Origin of the sequence: Pseudomonas sp. B111 (genome assembly GCF_026428275.1) — a bacterium.
Classification (GTDB): Bacteria; Pseudomonadota; Gammaproteobacteria; order Pseudomonadales; family Pseudomonadaceae; genus Pseudomonas; species Pseudomonas aeruginosa.
This window is the reverse complement of sequence record NZ_CP097857.1, coordinates 4,837,923-4,856,480: the sequence shown is the minus strand read 5'-3', so window position 1 is coordinate 4,856,480 and position 18,558 is coordinate 4,837,923. Positions and strand designations below refer to the sequence as shown.

General features: G+C 63.8%; 15 protein-coding genes. 13 read left to right on the top strand and 2 right to left on the bottom strand.

The annotated features are described in order from the left end of the window. Positions 1 to 78 precede the first annotated feature (78 nt). Genes M6E97_RS22475 through M6E97_RS22450 form a run of 6 tightly spaced genes read left to right on the top strand, consistent with a single transcriptional unit; the run spans position 79 to position 8,198 of the window. A complete protein-coding gene (locus tag M6E97_RS22475) occupies positions 79 to 2,451 on the top strand; it encodes a type VI secretion system tip protein VgrG (RefSeq protein WP_034005279.1) in 2,373 nt (790 codons plus the stop codon). Then, a complete protein-coding gene (gene pldB / locus M6E97_RS22470; protein ID WP_034005281.1) occupies positions 2,448 to 4,685 on the top strand; it encodes a type VI secrection system-dependent phospholipase D effector PldB in 2,238 nt (745 codons plus the stop codon). The genes M6E97_RS22475 and pldB overlap by 4 nt, the downstream gene beginning before the upstream one ends. Positions 4,686 to 4,688: 3 nt before the next feature. Continuing rightward, positions 4,689 to 5,564, top strand: coding sequence for a tetratricopeptide repeat protein (locus tag M6E97_RS22465; protein WP_003141822.1), 876 nt, complete (start codon positions 4,689 to 4,691; stop codon positions 5,562 to 5,564). Positions 5,565 to 5,572: 8 nt separating this feature from the next. Further along, positions 5,573 to 6,442: a tetratricopeptide repeat protein gene (locus M6E97_RS22460; protein WP_011666784.1), complete on the top strand. Its 870-nt coding sequence runs from the start codon at positions 5,573 to 5,575 to the stop codon at positions 6,440 to 6,442. 8 nt (positions 6,443 to 6,450) lie between these two features. Next, a complete protein-coding gene (locus M6E97_RS22455; protein ID WP_078452215.1) occupies positions 6,451 to 7,320 on the top strand; it encodes a tetratricopeptide repeat protein in 870 nt (289 codons plus the stop codon). A gap of 8 nt (positions 7,321 to 7,328) precedes the next feature. Beyond that, on the top strand, positions 7,329 to 8,198 hold the full coding sequence (locus tag M6E97_RS22450) for a tetratricopeptide repeat protein (protein WP_078452315.1): 870 nt from the start codon (positions 7,329 to 7,331) through the stop codon (positions 8,196 to 8,198). Positions 8,199 to 8,260: 62 nt separating this feature from the next. Here M6E97_RS22450 and M6E97_RS22445 read toward each other — a convergent pair whose 3' ends face one another. Beyond that, positions 8,261 to 9,217 (bottom strand): LysR family transcriptional regulator, encoded by a 957-nt coding sequence (locus M6E97_RS22445; protein ID WP_022581075.1) that lies wholly within the window; start codon positions 9,215 to 9,217, stop codon positions 8,261 to 8,263. A 64-nt stretch (positions 9,218 to 9,281) separates the two neighbouring features. On the opposite strand from M6E97_RS22445, the gene M6E97_RS22440 reads away from it, so the two are divergent. Genes M6E97_RS22440 through M6E97_RS22430 form a run of 3 tightly spaced genes read left to right on the top strand, consistent with a single transcriptional unit; the run spans position 9,282 to position 11,849 of the window. After that, entirely contained in the window at positions 9,282 to 10,532 is a 1,251-nt protein-coding gene (locus M6E97_RS22440) for a D-amino acid dehydrogenase (protein ID WP_003135827.1), read from the top strand. A gap of 24 nt (positions 10,533 to 10,556) precedes the next feature. Continuing rightward, positions 10,557 to 10,907, top strand: coding sequence for a RidA family protein (locus M6E97_RS22435; RefSeq protein WP_003095925.1), 351 nt, complete (start codon positions 10,557 to 10,559; stop codon positions 10,905 to 10,907). A 42-nt stretch (positions 10,908 to 10,949) separates the two neighbouring features. Next, positions 10,950 to 11,849 carry a transporter substrate-binding domain-containing protein gene (locus M6E97_RS22430; RefSeq protein ID WP_003095923.1) on the top strand — a complete coding sequence of 300 codons (900 nt, stop codon included), beginning with the start codon at positions 10,950 to 10,952 and terminating at the stop codon, positions 11,847 to 11,849. A 4-nt stretch (positions 11,850 to 11,853) separates the two neighbouring features. Here M6E97_RS22430 and M6E97_RS22425 read toward each other — a convergent pair whose 3' ends face one another. Then, positions 11,854 to 12,330: an NUDIX domain-containing protein gene (locus tag M6E97_RS22425; protein ID WP_003095920.1), complete on the bottom strand. Its 477-nt coding sequence runs from the start codon at positions 12,328 to 12,330 to the stop codon at positions 11,854 to 11,856. A gap of 181 nt (positions 12,331 to 12,511) precedes the next feature. On the opposite strand from M6E97_RS22425, the gene pip reads away from it, so the two are divergent. From pip to mdoH, 4 genes are all read left to right on the top strand, one after another. After that, complete coding sequence (gene pip, locus M6E97_RS22420) at positions 12,512 to 13,483, top strand: prolyl aminopeptidase (protein WP_003095918.1); 972 nt, start codon at positions 12,512 to 12,514, stop codon at positions 13,481 to 13,483. Then, positions 13,480 to 13,917 (top strand): D-aminoacyl-tRNA deacylase, encoded by a 438-nt coding sequence (gene dtd / locus M6E97_RS22415; RefSeq protein WP_003095916.1) that lies wholly within the window; start codon positions 13,480 to 13,482, stop codon positions 13,915 to 13,917. The genes pip and dtd overlap by 4 nt, the downstream gene beginning before the upstream one ends. A 456-nt stretch (positions 13,918 to 14,373) precedes the next feature. Further along, complete coding sequence (locus M6E97_RS22410) at positions 14,374 to 15,951, top strand: glucan biosynthesis protein G (RefSeq protein WP_003095915.1); 1,578 nt, start codon at positions 14,374 to 14,376, stop codon at positions 15,949 to 15,951. Continuing rightward, entirely contained in the window at positions 15,944 to 18,529 is a 2,586-nt protein-coding gene (gene mdoH, locus M6E97_RS22405; protein WP_033989450.1) for a glucans biosynthesis glucosyltransferase MdoH, read from the top strand. The genes M6E97_RS22410 and mdoH overlap by 8 nt, the downstream gene beginning before the upstream one ends. Positions 18,530 to 18,558: the final 29 nt, after the last annotated feature.

Sequence of the window (18,558 nt, the reverse complement as noted above, 5' to 3'; positions counted from 1 at the left end):
ATCGCGCGGGCGCAGGCGCGTCGCGCCCGGAACCGAATACGCCAGGAACGCACGGCTGCGTTTCCAAGAGGACAGTGAATGTTCGCCCCCGCCAACCAGACGCACTTCAGCCTTCGCATCGAAAACCTCCGGCACGACTTCCAGGTACTCGCCTTCCGCGGTCGCGAAGCCATCAGCCAGCCCTTTCGCTTCGACCTTGAGCTAGTCAGCGAGCGATCCGACCTGGACCTCGACGCGCTGCTGCACCAGCCGGCCTTCCTGATCCTTTCGCCGAGCGGGGAGGGGGTCCACGGACAGCTCACCAGCATCGCCCAGGGGGACTCCGGCAAGCGCCTGACCGGCTATCGCGCGACCCTGGAGCCGCGCCTGGCCTACCTGGGGCTGTGCAGCGACCAACGCATCTTCCAGCGCCTCAGCGTGCCGGAAATCATCGGTCGGGTGCTGGAGGGCCACGGCATTCTCGCCGACGCCTACCGCTTCCAGCTGGGCCCGACGCCGTACCCGGCCCGCGAATACTGCACGCAGTACGACGAAACCGACCTGGCGTTCCTCAGCAGGCTCTGCGAGGAGGAAGGCATCCATTACCACCATGAGTTTTCTGCCCAGGGCCATATGCTGGTCTTCGGCGACGACCAGACCTCCTTTCCGCGGCTGCAACGCCCCGTCGCCTACGTGCAGGACGCCGGGCTGGTCGCCGACCAGCCGGTGGTCAAGCGCTTCGGCGTGCGCTTCGACACCCGTGCCAGCCGGGTTACCCGGCGCGACTACGACTTCGAGCAACCCGCGTTGCAGATGCAGGCCGCCCATGGCCCGCAGCCCGGGGCGCAGCAACCGGACCTGGAGGACTACGACTATCCCGGCCGCTTCACCCACCGCGAGCGCGGCAAGCACCTGAGCCGGCGCGCGCTGGAACGGCATCGCGCCGACTACCTAAAGGCCAGGGGCGAAAGCGACGAACCGGCGCTGCTCAGCGGACACTTCCTGACGCTGTCCGCGCATCCCCGCGGCGAATGGAACGATCTCTGGCTGCTTACTGAGGTTCTCCACGAAGGGCGGCAGCCGCAGGTACTGGAAGAGTCGATCGACAGCGACGTCGCGCAGGGCCGGGGCGATTTCCGCCAGGGCTATCGCAACCGTTTCGTCGCCACTCCCTGGAGCGCGCATTTCCGCCCCCCGCTGGAGCATCCCAAGCCACACGTGCTGGGCTGCCAGACAGCGGTCGTGACCGGCCCCGCTGGCGAGACCATTCACTGCGACCAATACGGCCGGGTCAAGGTGCAGTTCTTCTGGGATCGCCTCGGCCAGGCCGACGACAACACCAGTTGCTGGTTGCGCGTCGCCTCCAACTGGGCGGGCAAACGCTATGGCGGCGTCGCCATCCCGCGGGTGGGCATGGAAGTCCTGGTGGGTTTCCTGGAGGGCGATCCGGATCAGCCGCTGGTCACCGGCTGCCTCTACCACAGCGAAAACCGGGTGCCCTACGAGCTGCCGCAGAACAAGACCCGCAGCGTTTTCAAGACCGACAGCTACCCCGGCGGCGGCGGTTTCAACGAACTGCGCATCGAGGACCGCAAGGGCCAGGAACAGATCTTCGTCCACGCCCAGCGCGACTGGGACGAGAACATCGAGCACGACCAGAAGATCCGCGTCGGCCATGAGCGCCACGACACGGTCGAGGGCGATAGCTACAGCGAGTTCAGGGCCGAGGAACAGCGCACGGTCCACGCCGACCGCAAGGTCGAACTGAAGGCGGCCGACCACCTCAGCGTCGCCGACGCGTTGCACCTGAGGATCGGCACCGGCCAGTTCGTCGAGGCGGGCGACGAGATCCATTTCAAGGCCGGCGACAAGGTAGTGATCGAGGCAGGCATGGAGCTGACCCTAAAGGGCGGTGGCAGCTTCGCCAGGCTCGACCCGGGCGGTGTCACCCTCGACGGCGCCCAGGTGATGATCAACAGCGGCGGCAGCCCCGGCATCGGTAGCGGCGTTCGCGCGCTGTCGCCGCTGCAACCGCTCGCGGCCGACGCCGCGGCGGCGGGAGGCGCCTTGTTGGGAGCCATCGCCCAGAAGATCGGCGAAGCGCCGCAGAAACTCCTACGTTTCGAACTCAGTCCGTTGCCCGGCGTGGCATCGGCGGCCAGGCAACCGTATCGGCTCTACGCCAACGGTGCCCTCAAGGAGGAGGGCATCGCCGACGAAGGCGGCGCAATCAGCTTCGAACCGCTTCCGGGCGAACGCACCTATCGTATCGAGATGGCCAATGGCCACGCCTACGAAGTGGAGATGGTCGACCGGCCGGACGCACTGCAGGCTGACGATCGGCTCGCCCAACAGGGGTTCCGCGACTACCGGGCGGAAATGCCCCAGCACAAGCCGCGTTCCGCCCCGGACGCCTACCGGCGCGACGCCTCGCGGCCCGGCGCCGCCGACAAGGATGACCCCACGCCATGAGCGACCTGTACAAACCGCAGACCCTCAAGCTGTACGCGCAACAGGCCGGCAGCGTCCGGCTGACCCTCGACTGGTTCGCCAACAAGGCTTTCTACCCGCCGCGCGCGGGTGTGCACATCAAGCCGCTGATCAATGGCCAGGCGGCCTTCGACGCGGTGCATGCGGCGATGGAAGCGGCCCGGCACAGCATCGACATCATCACCTGGGGCTTCGACCCGGCCATGCGTTTCAAACGCCCCGACGGACCGCGAATCGGCGAATTGCTGCAGACGAAGGGCCGCGAAGGGGTGCAGGCGCGGGTGCTGGTCTGGAGCAACCAGCTCGCCAGGCTCAAGGAAAACACCATCCCCGGGGCCGGCGTCGGCGGTTCCGGCGGCACCTGGGCGGGCTCGGGCGTCGCCAGCGGCAGCGCAGTGGACAACGAGGTGCTGCGGCTGGAGCAGCGGCGCCAGCATAACCTCAACCTCATCGCGCGGCAGCAGGAAGCCCTGGAACGCTCGGAACGGCTGCACCGCGAAGGCAGGCTGCCGAGCTTCGACCCGCGGGGCGCCGCCCACGCGCGGGCGCGCATCGCCGAGCTGGAGGCGGAGAACGCCGAGATCCAGCGCACTCTCGACAGCAGCGAGGCCCAGGGCTACGGCGGCAAGCGCGGTTCCGGCGGCACCCGCCAGGATCCCTGGGGGCAGATATTCACCCGCGACTGGTTCAAGGCGGTACGCGGCGGTGGGTTGCAGAACGTCGAGTTCCGTACCCGCGACTTCGAGCAGACGGCCAGGCCGGTGATGAACGGCGAGCAGGTGCGCCTCGTCAATGGGCGACTGCAAAGCCTGATCCACCTGCTGCGCGCCGATGGCATCGACGACCTGGGCATCGGCCAGTTGCTGGTACTCACCCAGTTCGCCAGCCATCACCAGAAGATGGTCCTGGTCGACTATGGCAGCCCGCAGGCCATCGGCTTCGTCATGGGTCACAACATGCACCGCAACTACTGGGACACCAGCGCCCACCTGTTCGACGACCGCGCCGCCGGTCGCGATCCCGGGTTCGGGCCCTGGCAGGATATCTCCATGCAGGTCCAGGGACCGGTGCTGGCCGACCTCAGCCGCAACTTCAGCGAGGCCTGGGACCTCGAGACGCCGTGGTACAAGCGCTGGTTCTCGACGCCATCGCTGACCGCCGAGCGCGACGCCTTGCCGCTGCCGAAGATCGCCACGCCCGCCAGCAACAGCGTCGCGCAGATTTGCCGGACCCAGCCGCAGGACGACGAGCGCTCGATCCTGGAGCACTATCTCAAGGCCCTGGGCAATGCCACCGACTACGTCTACATGGAAAACCAGTACTTCCGTTATGACGGCTTCGCCGAGCGCCTGCGGAAGACTGCGCAGGTGCGCAAGGCCCGGGGCGTGCCTGGCGACCTGTACCTGTTCGTCGTGACCAACACCCCCGACTCCAGCGACGCCTCGAAGACCACCTACGACATGATGAAAGGCCTGGGCCAGGAGCAACTGATGCCGCAGGTACAGCGCGACCTGGCGCATGACTTGCGGGAAAAGCGGGAGCAGTTGAAGCAGGTCAGGGAAAACCTACATCCCGATCCCTATGTCCGGCGCGGCCAGGAAAACAACATCGAACGGCTGGAGCGCAAGATCGAGGCGCTCGAACAGAAAGGCGTGACGCCGGAAGTCGAGCAACGCCTCGGCGATCTCGGCGCGCAGGAGATTCCCGGACTGGCGAAGAACACCGGCGAGGACGACAAGCCCTATCAACTCGCCGAAGTACCCGGCCTCAAGGTGGTCGTCGCCACCCTGGCCACCAGTGACCCTGCCCCCGGCAGCCCGCCGCCAGGGCGCCTGTCCGCCGAAGCCGAGGCCGCCCTCGGGGCACCGCCGCTGAAGGCGCGCTACAAGCACATCTACGTGCACTCCAAGCTGCTGCTGGTGGATGACCTCTATACCCTGCTCAGCTCGGCCAATATCAATGTCCGCAGCATGCATGGCGACAGCGAGTTGGGGATTGCCCAGCCCAATCCGGATTTGGCGAGGGCGATGCGGGAGGAGTTGTGGGGGGCGCATGTTGGGAGGTTGGCCGAAACGACCGAAAAAAACTTCGAATTGTGGAATCAGAAGATGGATGATAACTGGAAGGCCCAGGTGGCAGATGAGCCTTTTACTTCGCACTTGCTGCGCTTCTGGGATGTCACTACACCCTATAGTCAAAATCTTACGGTGGACTGAGCGATGCGAATCTCTATTGGTCTATTCATTTTCCTGTTGAGTTTCGGAGTTCCCGCTATGGCCGACAGTAAGCCGTTCATCTGCGTTAATGAGAAAGACCATTTGCCACCTCTCGATCCCCAGGCCGATGCCTGGTATCGGGAAGCAGTTGCGCTAGCTAAGCCTGACGCCTTGCGTCCTTGGGGACGTATTGTGGACTTATACAGTAAGGCAGTTGAGCGTGGGCATTGGAAGGCGATGCATAATTTGGCGAATCTTTATCGCACAGGGTGGCCCGGAGGGGTAGAAAAAGATACGCAGAAGGCATTGGATCTCTATCAAAAGATGATCGATCTGGAGGTGCCCCAAGGGTTCTATGATATGGGAGCAATGATCGGCAATCGTGCAGGGGTCATGAATCCTGCAACTGACGGGCTTAGTTTTCTTAATAAGGCTGCTAGCCTAGGAAATCCGCCGGCATTAACCGAGCTAGGTAAGCTCTATATATATGTGGCCAAAAAAAAGGATTTGGGGTTGGCGTATACTCACTGTGCTGCTAGCCAGGGCTATGCGCCGGCTAGTTATGAGTTGGGGGCGTATTACAAGATAGTAGAGCATAATTTTCCAAAAGCATTGGGTTATTATCAGGCGTCAGTCTCTCAGGGCGGAAAGAGTGCGGCTTTATTTATCTCCGGTGTTTTTGATAAAGCCAGTCCTGATGTCGATAGAATGTGGTACGCACCCGATGAGAAATTGCGCAAATTATATGATGGTATTTACGATAAACTTGCCGCTGATCCTGATTTTCGTTTTCCCAACTTGATAAAGGACCATCCTCTACCTTCTCACCCGACCCAGGGCTACGATGCAGATCGGCCCGACTGGAAACCGGGGCAGTGATGCGGCTGATGGCTATTGGACTTTGGGCCGTGCTCTGTCTTGCAGGCGTCCCCGTGATGGCCAACAGCAAACCATTTGTCTGCGCTAATGAAAAAGACCATCTGCCGCCGTTGGATCCGCAAGCCGATGCTTGGTACCGCGAAGCAGCAGCCTTGGCCAAGCCCGATACTCTGCGGCCCTGGGGCCGTATCGTCGAGCTTTACAGCAAGGCAGTGGAGCGCGGTCATTGGAAGGCCATGCATAATTTGGCGAATCTTTATCGTACAGGGTGGCCCGGAGGAGTAGAAAAAGATCCGCAGAAGGCATTGGATCTCTATCAAAAGATGATAGATCTGGATGTGCCTCAGGGGTTCTATGATATGGGGGCAATGATTGGTAATCGTGCCGGTGTTAAGAACCCTGCTACCGATGGTCTGACCTTCTTGGATAAAGCCGCTAGTTTGGGGAACCCGCCAGCACTGACCGAGTTGGGTAAACTCTATATTTATGTGGCCAAGGAAAAGGAATTGGGGCTGGCGTATACCAGTTGTGCTTCCAGTCAAGGTTATGCTCCGGCGAGCTATGAGCTTGGAAGCTACTATGAGTTGGTTGAGCATAATTATCCAAAGGCACTTAGATACTATCAAGTCTCCGTCTCTCAAGGCGGCAGGAGTGCCGCCTTTTTTCTCTCGCGCGTCTTCGGAAAGAGGACGCCTCCTTCAAGTGCAATGTGGTATACGCCGGATGAAAAGCTTGAGAAATTCTACTACTCCCTCTATCTGCAAATTGATGCCGACCCCGATCTTCGTTTTCCCAATTTGGTAAAAGATAACCCCTTGCCACCCCACCCCGTCCAGGGCTACGACGCAGCTCGACCCGACTGGAAGCCGGGTCAGTGATTCGGCTAATGGCTATTGGAATATGGGCTGTACTTTGTCTCGCAGCAGTTCCCGCTATGGCTGACAGCAAGCCTTTTGTCTGCGTTAACGAAAAGGACCATCTACCCCCTCTGGACCCGCAGGCCGATGCTTGGTATCGCGAAGCGGCGACCCTGGCCAAGCCCGATACCTTGCGTCCGTGGCCTCGTATCGTCGATCTATACAGTAAGGCAGTTGAGCGTGGTCACTGGAAGGCTATGCATAACTTGGCGAGCCTCTATCGTACCGGTTGGCCAGGCGGTGTGGAGAAGGATACTCAGAAAGCTCTAGATCTCTACCAGAAGATGATCGATTTGAAGGTTCCTCAAGGTTTCTACGATATGGCGGCAATGATCGGGAGTCGCGCTGGCGTCAAGAATCCTGCGACTGATGGACTTACTTTTCTCGATAAGGCTGCAAGCTTGGGTAATCCACCAGCATTAACTGAGTTAGGAAGGCTATATATATATGTTGCTGGTCAGGATGAGTTGGGGCTGAAATATACGAACTGTGCTGCAGGCCAGGGCTATGCTCCTGCCAATTACGAACTGGCGATGTACTATCGTTTGGTGGCACATAACTACCCAAAGGCGGCAGGCTATTACCTTCTTGCTGCAAGCCAAGGAAATAATGATGCTGCCTTCTTCATGTCCGGAGTTTTTGATAAGACTAGTCCCGATGTTGACAGAATGTGGTACGCCCCCGATGAGAGGCTACACAAACTATATGATGGTATTTACGACCAACTTTCCGCTGATCCTGATTTGCGTTTTCCCAACTTGATAAAGGACCATCCTCTGCCTCCTCACCCGACCCAGGGCTACGACGCAGATCGGCCCGACTGGAAATCGGGGCAGTGATGCGGCTGATGGCTATTGGACTTTGGGTCGTGCTCTGTCTTGCAGGCGTCCCCGTGATGGCCAACAGCAAATCGTTTGTCTGCGTTAATGAAAAAGACCATCTGCCGCCGTTGGATTCGCAAACCGATGCTTGGTACCGCGAAGCAGCCGCCTTGGCCAAGCCCGATACTCTGCGGCCCTGGGGCCGTATCGTCGAGCTTTACAGTAAGGCAGTGGAGCGCGGCCATTGGAAGGCCATGCATAATTTGGCGAATCTTTATCGTACAGGGTGGCCCGGAGGAGTAGAAAAAGATACGCAGAAGGCATTGGATCTCTATCAAAAGATGATAGATCTGGATGTGCCTCAGGGGTTCTATGATATGGGAGCAATGATTGGAAATCGCGCCGGGGTTAAAAACCCTGCAACTGACGGACTTACTTTCCTTGATAAGGCTGCTAGCCTAGGAAATCCGCCGGCACTAACTGAACTAGGTAAGCTTTATATATATGTGGCCAAAAAAAAGGATTTGGGGTTGGCGTATACTCACTGTGCTGCTAGTCAGGGTTATGCGCCGGCTAGTTATGAGCTGGGGGCGTATTACAAGATAGTAGAACACAATTTCCCAAAGGCACTGGTTTATTATCAGGTGTCAGTCTCTCAGGGGGGCAAGAGTGCGGCTTTTTTCCTATCACGAGTCTTCGGAAGTGAGACTCCCCCTGCAAGTGCAATGTGGTACGCCCCCGACGAAAAGTTGCGAGAAGCGTATTATTCAATCTACAAAAAGCTTGAAGCTGACCCCGACTTACGTTTCCCCAATCTGATAGAGGACTATCCTCTGCCTCCTCATCCCACCCAGGGCTACGACGCGGACCACCCAGACTGGAAGCCGGAGCGGTAAGTACGCGAGGCGTGGGCCAGAACGACGTCCAAGGTTTCCAGCGGCAGGCCAGGCGGCAAATGCTACATCTGCACGGCCCGCAAACGCTCCTCGGCCTGGCGGGCGAGCATCCGCAGCAGCGGAGCGAGGGTGTGCGGCGGGGTTTCGTCGGCGCGGGTGATGGCGTAGAGGGTGACCGGGAAGGCCGGGCTCAATGGGCGGATCGCGGTGCTGTGCGGGTCGGCGCCGAGGGCGGTGAAGGGATCGACCAGCGCCAGGCCGGCCCCAGCCTCCACCAGGGCGCGGGCGAGGGCGTAGGTCTGCACGGCGATCTTCACCTGCGGCGGTGGCTCCACGGCGCTGAGGTAATCCTCCAGGCGGGCGAACAGCGGGTCGGCGGTGGACAGCCCGATCAGCGCTTCGCCGGCCAGCCCGGCCAGGCTCAGCGGCTGCCGGCGTTCCGCTTCGGGCCAGTGTTCGCGCGGCGCCAGGGCCACCAATACGCCGCTGGCGATGGCTTCGCCGCGCAGGCCGGGGTGTTCCGGCTGCTTCAGGCTCAGGGCCAGGTCCAGTTCGCGCATCAGCAGGCCCTGCACCAGCTCGCGCGAATGCAAGGTGGCCAGTTCGCAGCCGCTCTGCGGATAGCGCGCGCTCCATTCGCCGATCGCCCGCGGTAGCAGCGACAGCGCCAGGGCCGGGGTGGCGCCGATGCGCAGGCTGTGGCCCGGCTGGCGCCGCAGGTTCTGCGCCAGGCGCCGCACCGCCTGCAGGCTATCGCTGAGCTTGGCCACTTCGCGCTCCAGTTCCAGCGCTTCCGGAGTCGCCAGCAGCTTGCCGCGCACTCGCAAGAACAGCGGGAAGCCCAGTTGCTGCTCGGCGTGCTGCAGGACCTTGCTCACCGCCGGTTGGGACACATGCAGCAACTGCGCGGCGCCGCTGACCGAGCCAGCCTGGCGGATCGCCTGGAACACTTCGATATGGCGGAGCTTCATCGGCGCGAACCCATAACCTGGATTTATACCCTGGCCATCTTTATTCATTGTCCTACCGCTGTCATCCGCGCCTATCGTCGAAGCCCTGGAAAACACCTGGATAACGATTGTCATGGCTCAGCGGGTTTGCATCATCGGCGCCGGCGTGGTCGGCCTGGCCACGGCCTACGCCCTGGTTCGCGAAGGGTTCGACGTGACCCTGGTGGAAGCGCGCGAGCGGGGCGGGCTGGAAACCAGCTACGCCAATGGCGGGCAGTTGTCCTATCGCTACGTGGCGCCATTGGCCGACAGCGGCGTGCCGGCCCAGGCGCTCGGCTGGCTGCTGCGCAACGATGCGCCGTTGCGCCTGCGGCCGCGCCTTGATCCGGCGCAGTGGCGCTGGCTGCTGGGCTTCCTCGCGGCCTGCCGCGGCTCGCTGAACCGCCGCAATGCCGCGCACCTGCTGCGCCTGGCATTGCTCAGCCAGCGCACCCTGCAGGCCTGGCGCGAGGAGGATGGCCTCGATGGCTTCGACTGGCGGCGCAACGGCAAGCTGGTGGCGTTTCGCCAACCGGCCAGCTTTGCGCGGGCCCGCCAGGGTCTGGCCGATCCTTCGGCGCAATTCGTCCTGACCGCCGCCGAGTGCCTCGCGCTGGAGCCGGCCCTGTCCGCCGCGCCCTTCGTCGGCGGCATCCACACGCCGGACGAGGAGGTCGCCGACTGCCATGCCTTCTGCGTGCAACTTGCCGAGCGCCTGCAGGCTTCCGGACATTGCCGGCAACTGCATGGCCGCAGGGTGACGAAGATCGTCGAGGGCGGCGCGGCGGTGCGTGGCGTCGAGGTCGGCGGCGATCTCATCGAGGCCGATCATGTGGTGCTGGCCGCCGGCTACCGCAGCGCCGAATTGATGCTGCCGGGCCTGCGCCTGCCGCTATACCCGCTCAAGGGCTATAGCCTGACCCTACCGGTCGGCGCGCAGCACCGCGCGCCGGATACCAGCATCACCGATTACGACCGCAAGATCGTCTACGCGCGGATCGGCGAGCGGCTGCGGATCGCCGCGATGGTCGACATCGTCGGCTTCGACCCCGGCCTCGAGCCCGCGCGCCTGGCACTGCTGCGCCAGCAGGCGCGGGACACGTTCCCGCAGGGCGGCGATTTCGACGCCGCCGTCGAATGGGCCGGCATGCGCCCGGCCACGCCCACCGGGGTACCGCTGGTGGGCAACGGCGGCTACCGCAACCTCTGGCTCAACCTCGGCCACGGCGCGCTCGGCTTCACCCTGGCCTGCGGCAGCGCGCGCCTGCTGGCCGAGCAGATCGGCCGCCGCCCGCCGAGCATCGATACCACTGGCCTGCTGCCGCGCGGCGCGCTGGCTGGCTGATCCCCCCTCGACTGGAGCACTCCCATGGAACCGACCCGTATCGCCACCAACGACCGCCTGTCCGCCGCGGTCTGCTTCGACGCCCTGGTATTTCTTTCCGGCCAGGTGCCGGGCCAGGCCGAGGATATCCATGGCCAGACCCGCGAGGTGCTGGCGAAGATCGACGCGCTGCTGGCCGAGGCCGGGTCGCGCAAGGAGCGTATCCTCAGCGCGACCATCTACCTGAAGGACATCGCCCGCGATTTCGCCGCCCTGAACGAGGTCTGGACCCAGTGGTTGCCGACCGGCCAGGCGCCCAGCCGGACCACCGTCCAGGCGGAGCTGGCGCGTCCGTCGGTGCTGGTGGAGATCACCGTGGTGGCGGCCAGGGGCTGACTTACTTTCCATAGCCATAAGAAAAAAGAGGCAGAACCTCCGATGAAAACCCTTGTATCCAGCACCCTCGCCCTCTCCCTGTCGCTCGCCATCGGCGCCGCGCAGGCCGAGGAACTCAGCGGCACCCTGAAGAAGGTTGCCGACAACGGCACGATAACCCTGGGTTATCGCGATGCCTCGGTGCCTTTCTCCTACCTTGGCGATAACAGCGGCCAGCCCATGGGCTATTCGGTGGAACTGGCCGGCAAGGTGGTGGAACGGCTCAAAAGCACCCTCGGCAAGCCGGAACTCAAGGTGAAGTACAACCTGGTCACTTCGCAGACTCGCATCCCGCTGGTGCAGAACGGCACCGTCGACCTGGAGTGCGGCTCCACCGGGGTCACCGCCGAGCGGCAGAAACAGGTGGCGTTCTCCTATGGCTTCATCTACGTCAAGGGCCAGTTGCTGACCCGCAAGGACAGCGGCATAGCCCACTTCGACGACCTCAAGGGCAAGAACGTGGTGACCACCGCCGGCACCACCAACGAGCGCTACCTGAAGAACTACAACGCCGAACACAAGCTGGGGATGAACGTGGTCAGCGCCAAGGACCACGGCGAAGCCTTCCAGATGCTGCAATCGGGTCGCGCGGTGGCCTTCTACATGGACGATGCGCTGCTCTACGGCGAACGCGCCAAGGCGCGCCAGCCGCACGACTGGGTGGTGGTCGGCGAGCCGCAATCGCGGGAGATCTACAGCTGCATGGTGCGCAAGGACGACCCGCAGTTCCTTGCCCTGGTCAACGAGACCCTGGCCGGGCTGTATCGCTCGGGCGAGATACAGGGCATCTACCAGCGCTGGTTCCAGCAGCCGATCCCGCCCAAGGGGTTGAACCTGGAGTTCCCCATGACCGCGGAGCTGAAGGCAATCCTCGAGAACCCCACCAGCGATCCGGTGCAGTGAGCGTCTAGCGCTGCAGGCCAAGGTGGCGGATCGACGGCGTCGGCGCGTCCAGGCGCGACCAGACGTCGTCGGCCAGTTCGGCTGGATAGAAGGACGGCAGGCCAGGCAGTTCGTCGCGGGCGATCCAGCCGACCTCGCGGATATCGAACTCGTCGCCGCCCAGGCCCTTCAGGTTGGCCAGGGTCGGCTCGCCACGCCAGGCGTCGATGCGGTAGAACAGCTCCATGTGGAAGCGCCCGGCGGCGGGTTCGGCGAATTCGCGCACGTAGACCAGCGGGCCGACGTCCACCCGCAGGCCGGTCTCCTCGAAAAACTCGCGCCGGACGGTATCCTTCGTCGATTCGTCGCATTCCGACTCGAAGCCGCCGCCGGGCGGAATCCAGTAGATGTCGCCGCCGACCTCGTGGCGGACCAGCAGGATGCGTTGCTCCACCACCAGCAGGCCGGCGGCGCGGATACGGTGTCGCAAGGCCTCGGCCATGCTCGCTCTCCCGGCGCCAGGCGCCGTTGCTTGGATTGATGGTTTCCTGTCTACCGGGGCGGACATGAAAGCCGCTCGGTTTTTTTCCCGGCGCCGAAGTATCATGCGCGGCAGAGCAAAGGACGGGCCCCGCTGTCGACGTTTGCGCCGGGGGCCGAACACATCGCCTCGGGAGCGCATCATGCTAGTTCTGTATCCGGAAATTAAACCCTACGCTCGCCACGAGCTGGCCGTCGACGAACCGCATGTGCTGTATGCCGACGAAAGCGGTTCGCCGGACGGACTGCCGGTCGTCTTCGTCCACGGCGGCCCCGGCTCCGGTTGCGATGCCCTGTCGCGTCGCTTCTTCGATCCCAACCTCTACCGTATCGTCACCTTCGACCAGCGCGGTTGCGGCCGTTCCACGCCCCACGCCAGCCTGGAGAAGAACAGCACCTGGGAGCTGGTGGCGGACATGGAGCGCCTGCGCGAGCACCTGGGTATCGAGAAGTGGGTGCTGTTCGGCGGTTCCTGGGGCTCGACCCTGTCGCTGGCCTACGCGCAGACCCATCCCGAGCGGGTCCATGCGCTGATCCTGCGCGGCATCTTCCTCTGCCGTCCGCAGGACATCCACTGGTTCTACCAGGAAGGCGCCAGCCGCCTGTTCCCCGACTATTGGGAAGACTATGTCGCGCCGATCCCGCCGGAAGAGCGCGGCGACCTGCTGGCGGCCTTCCACAAGCGCCTGACCGGTAGCGACCAGATCGCCCAGATGCACGCTGCCAAGGCCTGGTCGACCTGGGAGGGCCGCACCGCCACGCTGCGCCCCAACCCCATGGTGGTGGACCGCTTCACCGAGCCGGGCAGGGCGCTGTCGATCTCGCGCATCGAGAACCACTTCTTCGTCAACCAGGGCTTCCTCAGGCCCAACCAGTTGCTCGAGGACATGCACCGCATCGCCCATCTGCCTGGCGTGATCGTGCATGGCCGCTACGACGCCATCTGTCCGCTGGACAATGCCTGGGCCCTGCACCAGGCCTGGCCGAACAGCGAACTGCAGATCATCCGCGACGCCGGGCATACCGCCAGCGAGCCGGGGATAGTCGATGCGCTGGTGCGCGCCACCAACGAGATCGGCCGGCGACTGCTCGACCTGCCGCCGGAGGCCGAATGAAGGCATTGCTGCAGCGCGTCGGCGCGGCGCGGGTGGAGGTTGGCGGCGAAATCGTCGGCTCCATCGATCGCGGCCTGCTGGTGCTGGTCGGGGTCGAGCCCGAGGATGGCGAGCGTTGCGCGGCGAAGATGCTGCACAAGCTGCTCAACTACAGGGTGTTCGGCGACGACGAGGGCAAGATGAACCGGTCCTTGCTGGACGTGCAGGGCGGCTTGCTGCTGGTCTCGCAATTCACCCTGGCGGCGAACACCCGCAGCGGACTGCGTCCGAGCTTCTCCAGCGCGGCGCCGCCGGCGCAAGGAGAGACGGTGTTCGAGCACCTGGTGAAACTGGCGCGGGAGGCCTATCCGCAGGTGGCGACCGGGCGTTTCGGCGCCGACATGCAGGTGCACCTGGTCAACGACGGGCCGGTGACCTTCCTGCTGGAGAGTTGATCGGCGTCGAGGGGATTGTCCCCAAGGTGCTTCAGGGAGGGATGGCGGGGCCGGAACGGTGAATTTTTGTGACAGATACATGGCCTTTTGTCACAACCTCGGTGCATCATCCGCACGCCGATTTCATGCTGTACAGGACAGGCCGGCTGGCATCCCGATGCCGGGCGGGGCGTCCTGCAACCCAATGGACGGGAATCATTCCGCCCGGGCAGGGTCGGAACCTCTGGGGTCGCTAGCCGACGAGCGGCATGCCCCCTGGTTTTCCAGGCCCGGTGCACGTAACGCGAATGACTGGAAACAGGCATTCTTTTTGTCAGATCGCGCCAAATCTGGCTATCTATCGGGTTTGGCAGCGAATGTGGCGAAACCATGTTCGACCGGCACTCCGGTGCCGTCGGAGACCCCTGAACGGTCAGGGCGTCTTCAGTAATTCATGTTCACGGACGAGGGGGCCTCGTGATTTTCCGTTCCGTTTCAAACACCGATTTCCGCGCCCGCGTGCGCACCCTGCTGCTTGCCGGCTCGACCGCGCTGGCATTCGTCGCCGCCCCGGTATGGGCGTTCAGCATCGACGACGTGGCGAGCAAGGCCAAGGACCTGGCCGGCGACAAGTATTCCGCGCCGACCAGCAACCTGCCATCGGAATTCAGCGAAATGAAATTCGCCGATTACCAGCAGATCCGTTTCATCAACGAGCGCGCCTACTGGGGCAAGCTGAAGACGCCGTTCAAGCTGAGCTTCTATCACCAGGGCATGCACTTCGACACGCCGGTGAAGATCAACGAGGTGACCGCTACCACGGTCAAGCCGATCAAGTACGATCGCACCAAATTCGATTTCGGATCCCTGAAGTTCGACGAGAATGCCACCAAGGATCTCGGCTATGCCGGTTTCCGCGTGCTCTATCCGATCAACAAGGCCGACAAGCAGGACGAGATCGCCACCTTCCTTGGCGCGAGCTACTTCCGCGTGGTCGGCAAGGGCCAGGTCTACGGTCTGTCGGCGCGCGGCCTGGCGATCGATACCGCGCTGCCTTCGGGCGAAGAGTTCCCGCGCTTCCGCGAATTCTGGATCGAGCGGCCGAAGGCGCAGGACAAGCAACTGGTGATCTACGCCCTGCTCGACTCGCCGCGGGCCACCGGCGCCTACCGCTTCGTGCTGCGTCCGGGCAAGGATGCGGTGATGGATGTCCAGGCCCGCGTGTTCCTCCGCGACAAGGTCAGCAAACTGGGCCTGGCGCCGCTGACCAGCATGTACCTGTTCGGCTCCAACCAGCCGTCCGAGCAGCACAACTTCCGGCCCGAGCTGCATGACTCCAGCGGTCTGCAGATCCATGCCGGCAACGGCGAGTGGCTGTGGCGTCCGCTGAACAATCCGAAGCACCTGTCGGTGAGCACCTTCAGCGTGGAGAACCCGAAAGGCTTCGGCCTGCTCCAGCGCGGCCGCGAGTTCTCCCGCTACGAAGACCTGGACGACCGCTACGACCTGCGTCCGAGCGCCTGGATCGAGCCGAAGGGCGACTGGGGCAAGGGCACCGTGGAACTGGTGGAAATCCCGACCCCGGACGAAACCAACGACAATATCGTCGCGTTCTGGAACCCCGAGACCCAGCCTGAGGTCGGAAAGCCGCTGGACTTCGCCTACCGCCTGCACTGGACCATGGATGAAGACGAGCTGCACGACCCGAAATCCTCCTGGGTCAAGCAGACCATGCGCTCGGTCGGCGACGTGAAGCAGAAGAACCTGATCCGCCAGCAGGACGGCAGCACCGCCCTGGTCGTCGACTTCGAAGGGCCGGCCCTGAAGGACCTGGCGCCGGACGCGCCAGTGACCACCCAGGTCAGCACCGACAGCAACGCCGAGGTGGTGGAGAACAGCCTGCGTTACAACCCGGTCCTGAAAGGCTGGCGCCTGACGCTGCGGATCAAGGTCAAGGATCCGAAGAAGCCGGTGGAAATGCGCGCGGCGCTGGTCGACGAGGCGCAGAAGCCACTGAGCGAAACCTGGAGCTATCAGCTGCCTGCCGATGAATAACCCATCCACTACGAAAGCACCGCTGGCCGACTACCTCGCTCATCTTCCCCTGGCGGAAGAGGAGCGGGAGCGACTTGGCGAGTCCGCTTCCTTCTCCGAGCTGCACGCTCGCCTGGCGGGAGCGGAAGGCGCCGCTGCCGATGCCGGGGGCGATCCCGCCCTGGCCTCGGTACGCGCCCGCCTGCAGCTGGGCACCCCTGAGCTGGACGACGCCGAGATGTTCGGCGTCGACGCCCAGGGTCGCACCTTCCTCAAGATTTCCCCGCCGATCCGCCGTACCAAGGTGATTCCCGAGCCCTGGCGCACCAACATCCTGGTGCGCGGCTGGCGTCGGCTGACCGGACGCAGCAACCCGCCCAAGCCCAAGCGTGCCCTGCCGCGGGCCCGCTGGCAGCGGGTCGGCTCGCTGCGCCGGTTCATCCTGCTGTTGTTGATGCTGGCGCAGACCTCGGTCGCCACCTACTACATGAAAGGCATCCTGCCCTACCAGGGCTGGGCCTTCGTCGACCTGGAGGAACTGGCCCAGCAGAGCCTGCTGGATACCGTCCAGCAGGTGCTGCCCTATGTCATCCAGTTCGGCATCCTGGCGCTCTTCGCGATCCTCTTCTGCTGGGTCTCGGCCGGCTTCTGGACCGCGCTGATGGGCTTCTGGGAGCTGCTCACCGGGCGTGACCGCTACCGGATCTCCGGCAGCAGCGCCGGCAGCGAGCCGATCGCCGCCGACGCCCGCACGGCGATCGTCATGCCGATCTGCAACGAAGACGTGCCGCGGGTATTCGCCGGCCTGCGGGCGACCGTCGAGTCGATGGCCGCCACCGGCGAGATGGAGCGCTTCGACTTCTTCGTCCTCAGCGACACCAATGACCCGGATATCGCCGTCGCCGAGCAGCAGGCCTGGCTCGAGCTGTGCTGCGAGACCAAGGGCTTCGGCAAGATCTTCTACCGTCGCCGCCGGCGCCGGGTGAAGCGCAAGAGCGGCAACATCGACGACTTCTGCCGGCGCTGGGGCGGCGACTACCGCTACATGGTGGTGATGGACGCCGACAGCGTGATGAGCGGCGACTGCCTGGCCAAGCTGGTGCGCCTGATGGAGGCCAATCCTGAGGCGGGGATCATCCAGACCGCGCCGAAGGCGTCCGGCATGGACACCCTGTATGCGCGCATGCAGCAGTTCGCCACCCGCGTCTACGGCCCGCTGTTCACCGCCGGCCTGCACTTCTGGCAACTCGGCGAGTCGCACTACTGGGGCCACAACGCGATCATCCGCATGCAGCCCTTCATCGACCACTGCGCCCTGGCGCCGTTGCCGGGCAAGGGCTCGTTCGCCGGCGCGATCCTGTCCCACGACTTCGTCGAGGCTGCGCTGATGCGCCGTGCCGGCTGGGGCGTGTGGATCGCCTACGACCTCGACGGCAGCTACGAAGAACTGCCGCCGAACCTGCTCGACGAACTCAAGCGCGACCGCCGCTGGTGCCACGGCAACCTGATGAACTTCCGCCTGTTCCTGGTCAAGGGCATGCACCCGGTGCACCGCGCGGTGTTCCTCACCGGGGTCATGTCCTACCTGTCGGCGCCGTTGTGGTTCTTCTTCCTGGTGCTCTCCACCGCGCTGCTGGCGGTGCACCAACTGATGGAGCCGCAGTACTTCCTGGAACCGCGGCAGTTGTTCCCGATCTGGCCGCAGTGGCATCCGGAGAAGGCCATCGCGTTGTTCTCCACCACCCTGACCCTGTTGTTCCTGCCCAAGCTGCTCAGCGTAATGCTGATCTGGGCCAAGGGCGCCAAGGGTTTCGGCGGGGTGATCCGAGTGACCCTGAGCATGCTCCTGGAGATGTTCTTCTCGGTGCTGCTGGCGCCGGTGCGCATGCTCTTCCACACCCGCTTCGTGCTGGCCGCCTTCCTCGGCTGGTCGGTGCAGTGGAACTCGCCGCAGCGCGACGACGACGCCACGCCCTGGAGCGAGGCGATCCGCCGGCACGGCATGCAGACCCTATTGGGTATCGCCTGGACCCTGCTGGTGGCCTGGCTCAACCCGCGCTTCCTGTGGTGGCTGTCGCCGATCGTCGGTTCGCTGATCCTGTCTATCCCGGTATCGGTGATCTCCAGCCGGGTGAAGCTGGGCCTGCGCGCCCGCGACGAAAAGCTGTTCCTGATCCCGGAGGAGTACGACACGCCGCGCGAGCTGCGCGCCACCGACGAGTACACCTACGAGAACCGCTGGCATGCACTCAAGGATGGCTTCCTCAAGGCCGCCGTCGATCCGTTGCTCAACGCCCTGGCCTGCGCCATGGGCACGGCTCGCCACAACCGTGCGCAAGCCATCGAGACGGTGCGCGGCGAGCGTATCGGCAAGGCCATCGAGAAGGGCCCGGAACAGCTCGACGGCGCCACGCGCCTGGCCCTGTTGAGTGACCCGGTAGCACTTTCGCGCCTGCATACGCGGGTCTGGGAAGAGGACCGCGACGACTGGCTCGGCCGCTGGCGCAAGGCCGAGGCGGACGACCCCCACGCCGCCAGCGTACCGCTGGCCCAGGTAGTGCCCGGCGACGCCGGCCTGCTGCCCGCCGCCCAGTCCTGATCCCATGCCCCCGGCGGAACGCCGCCGGG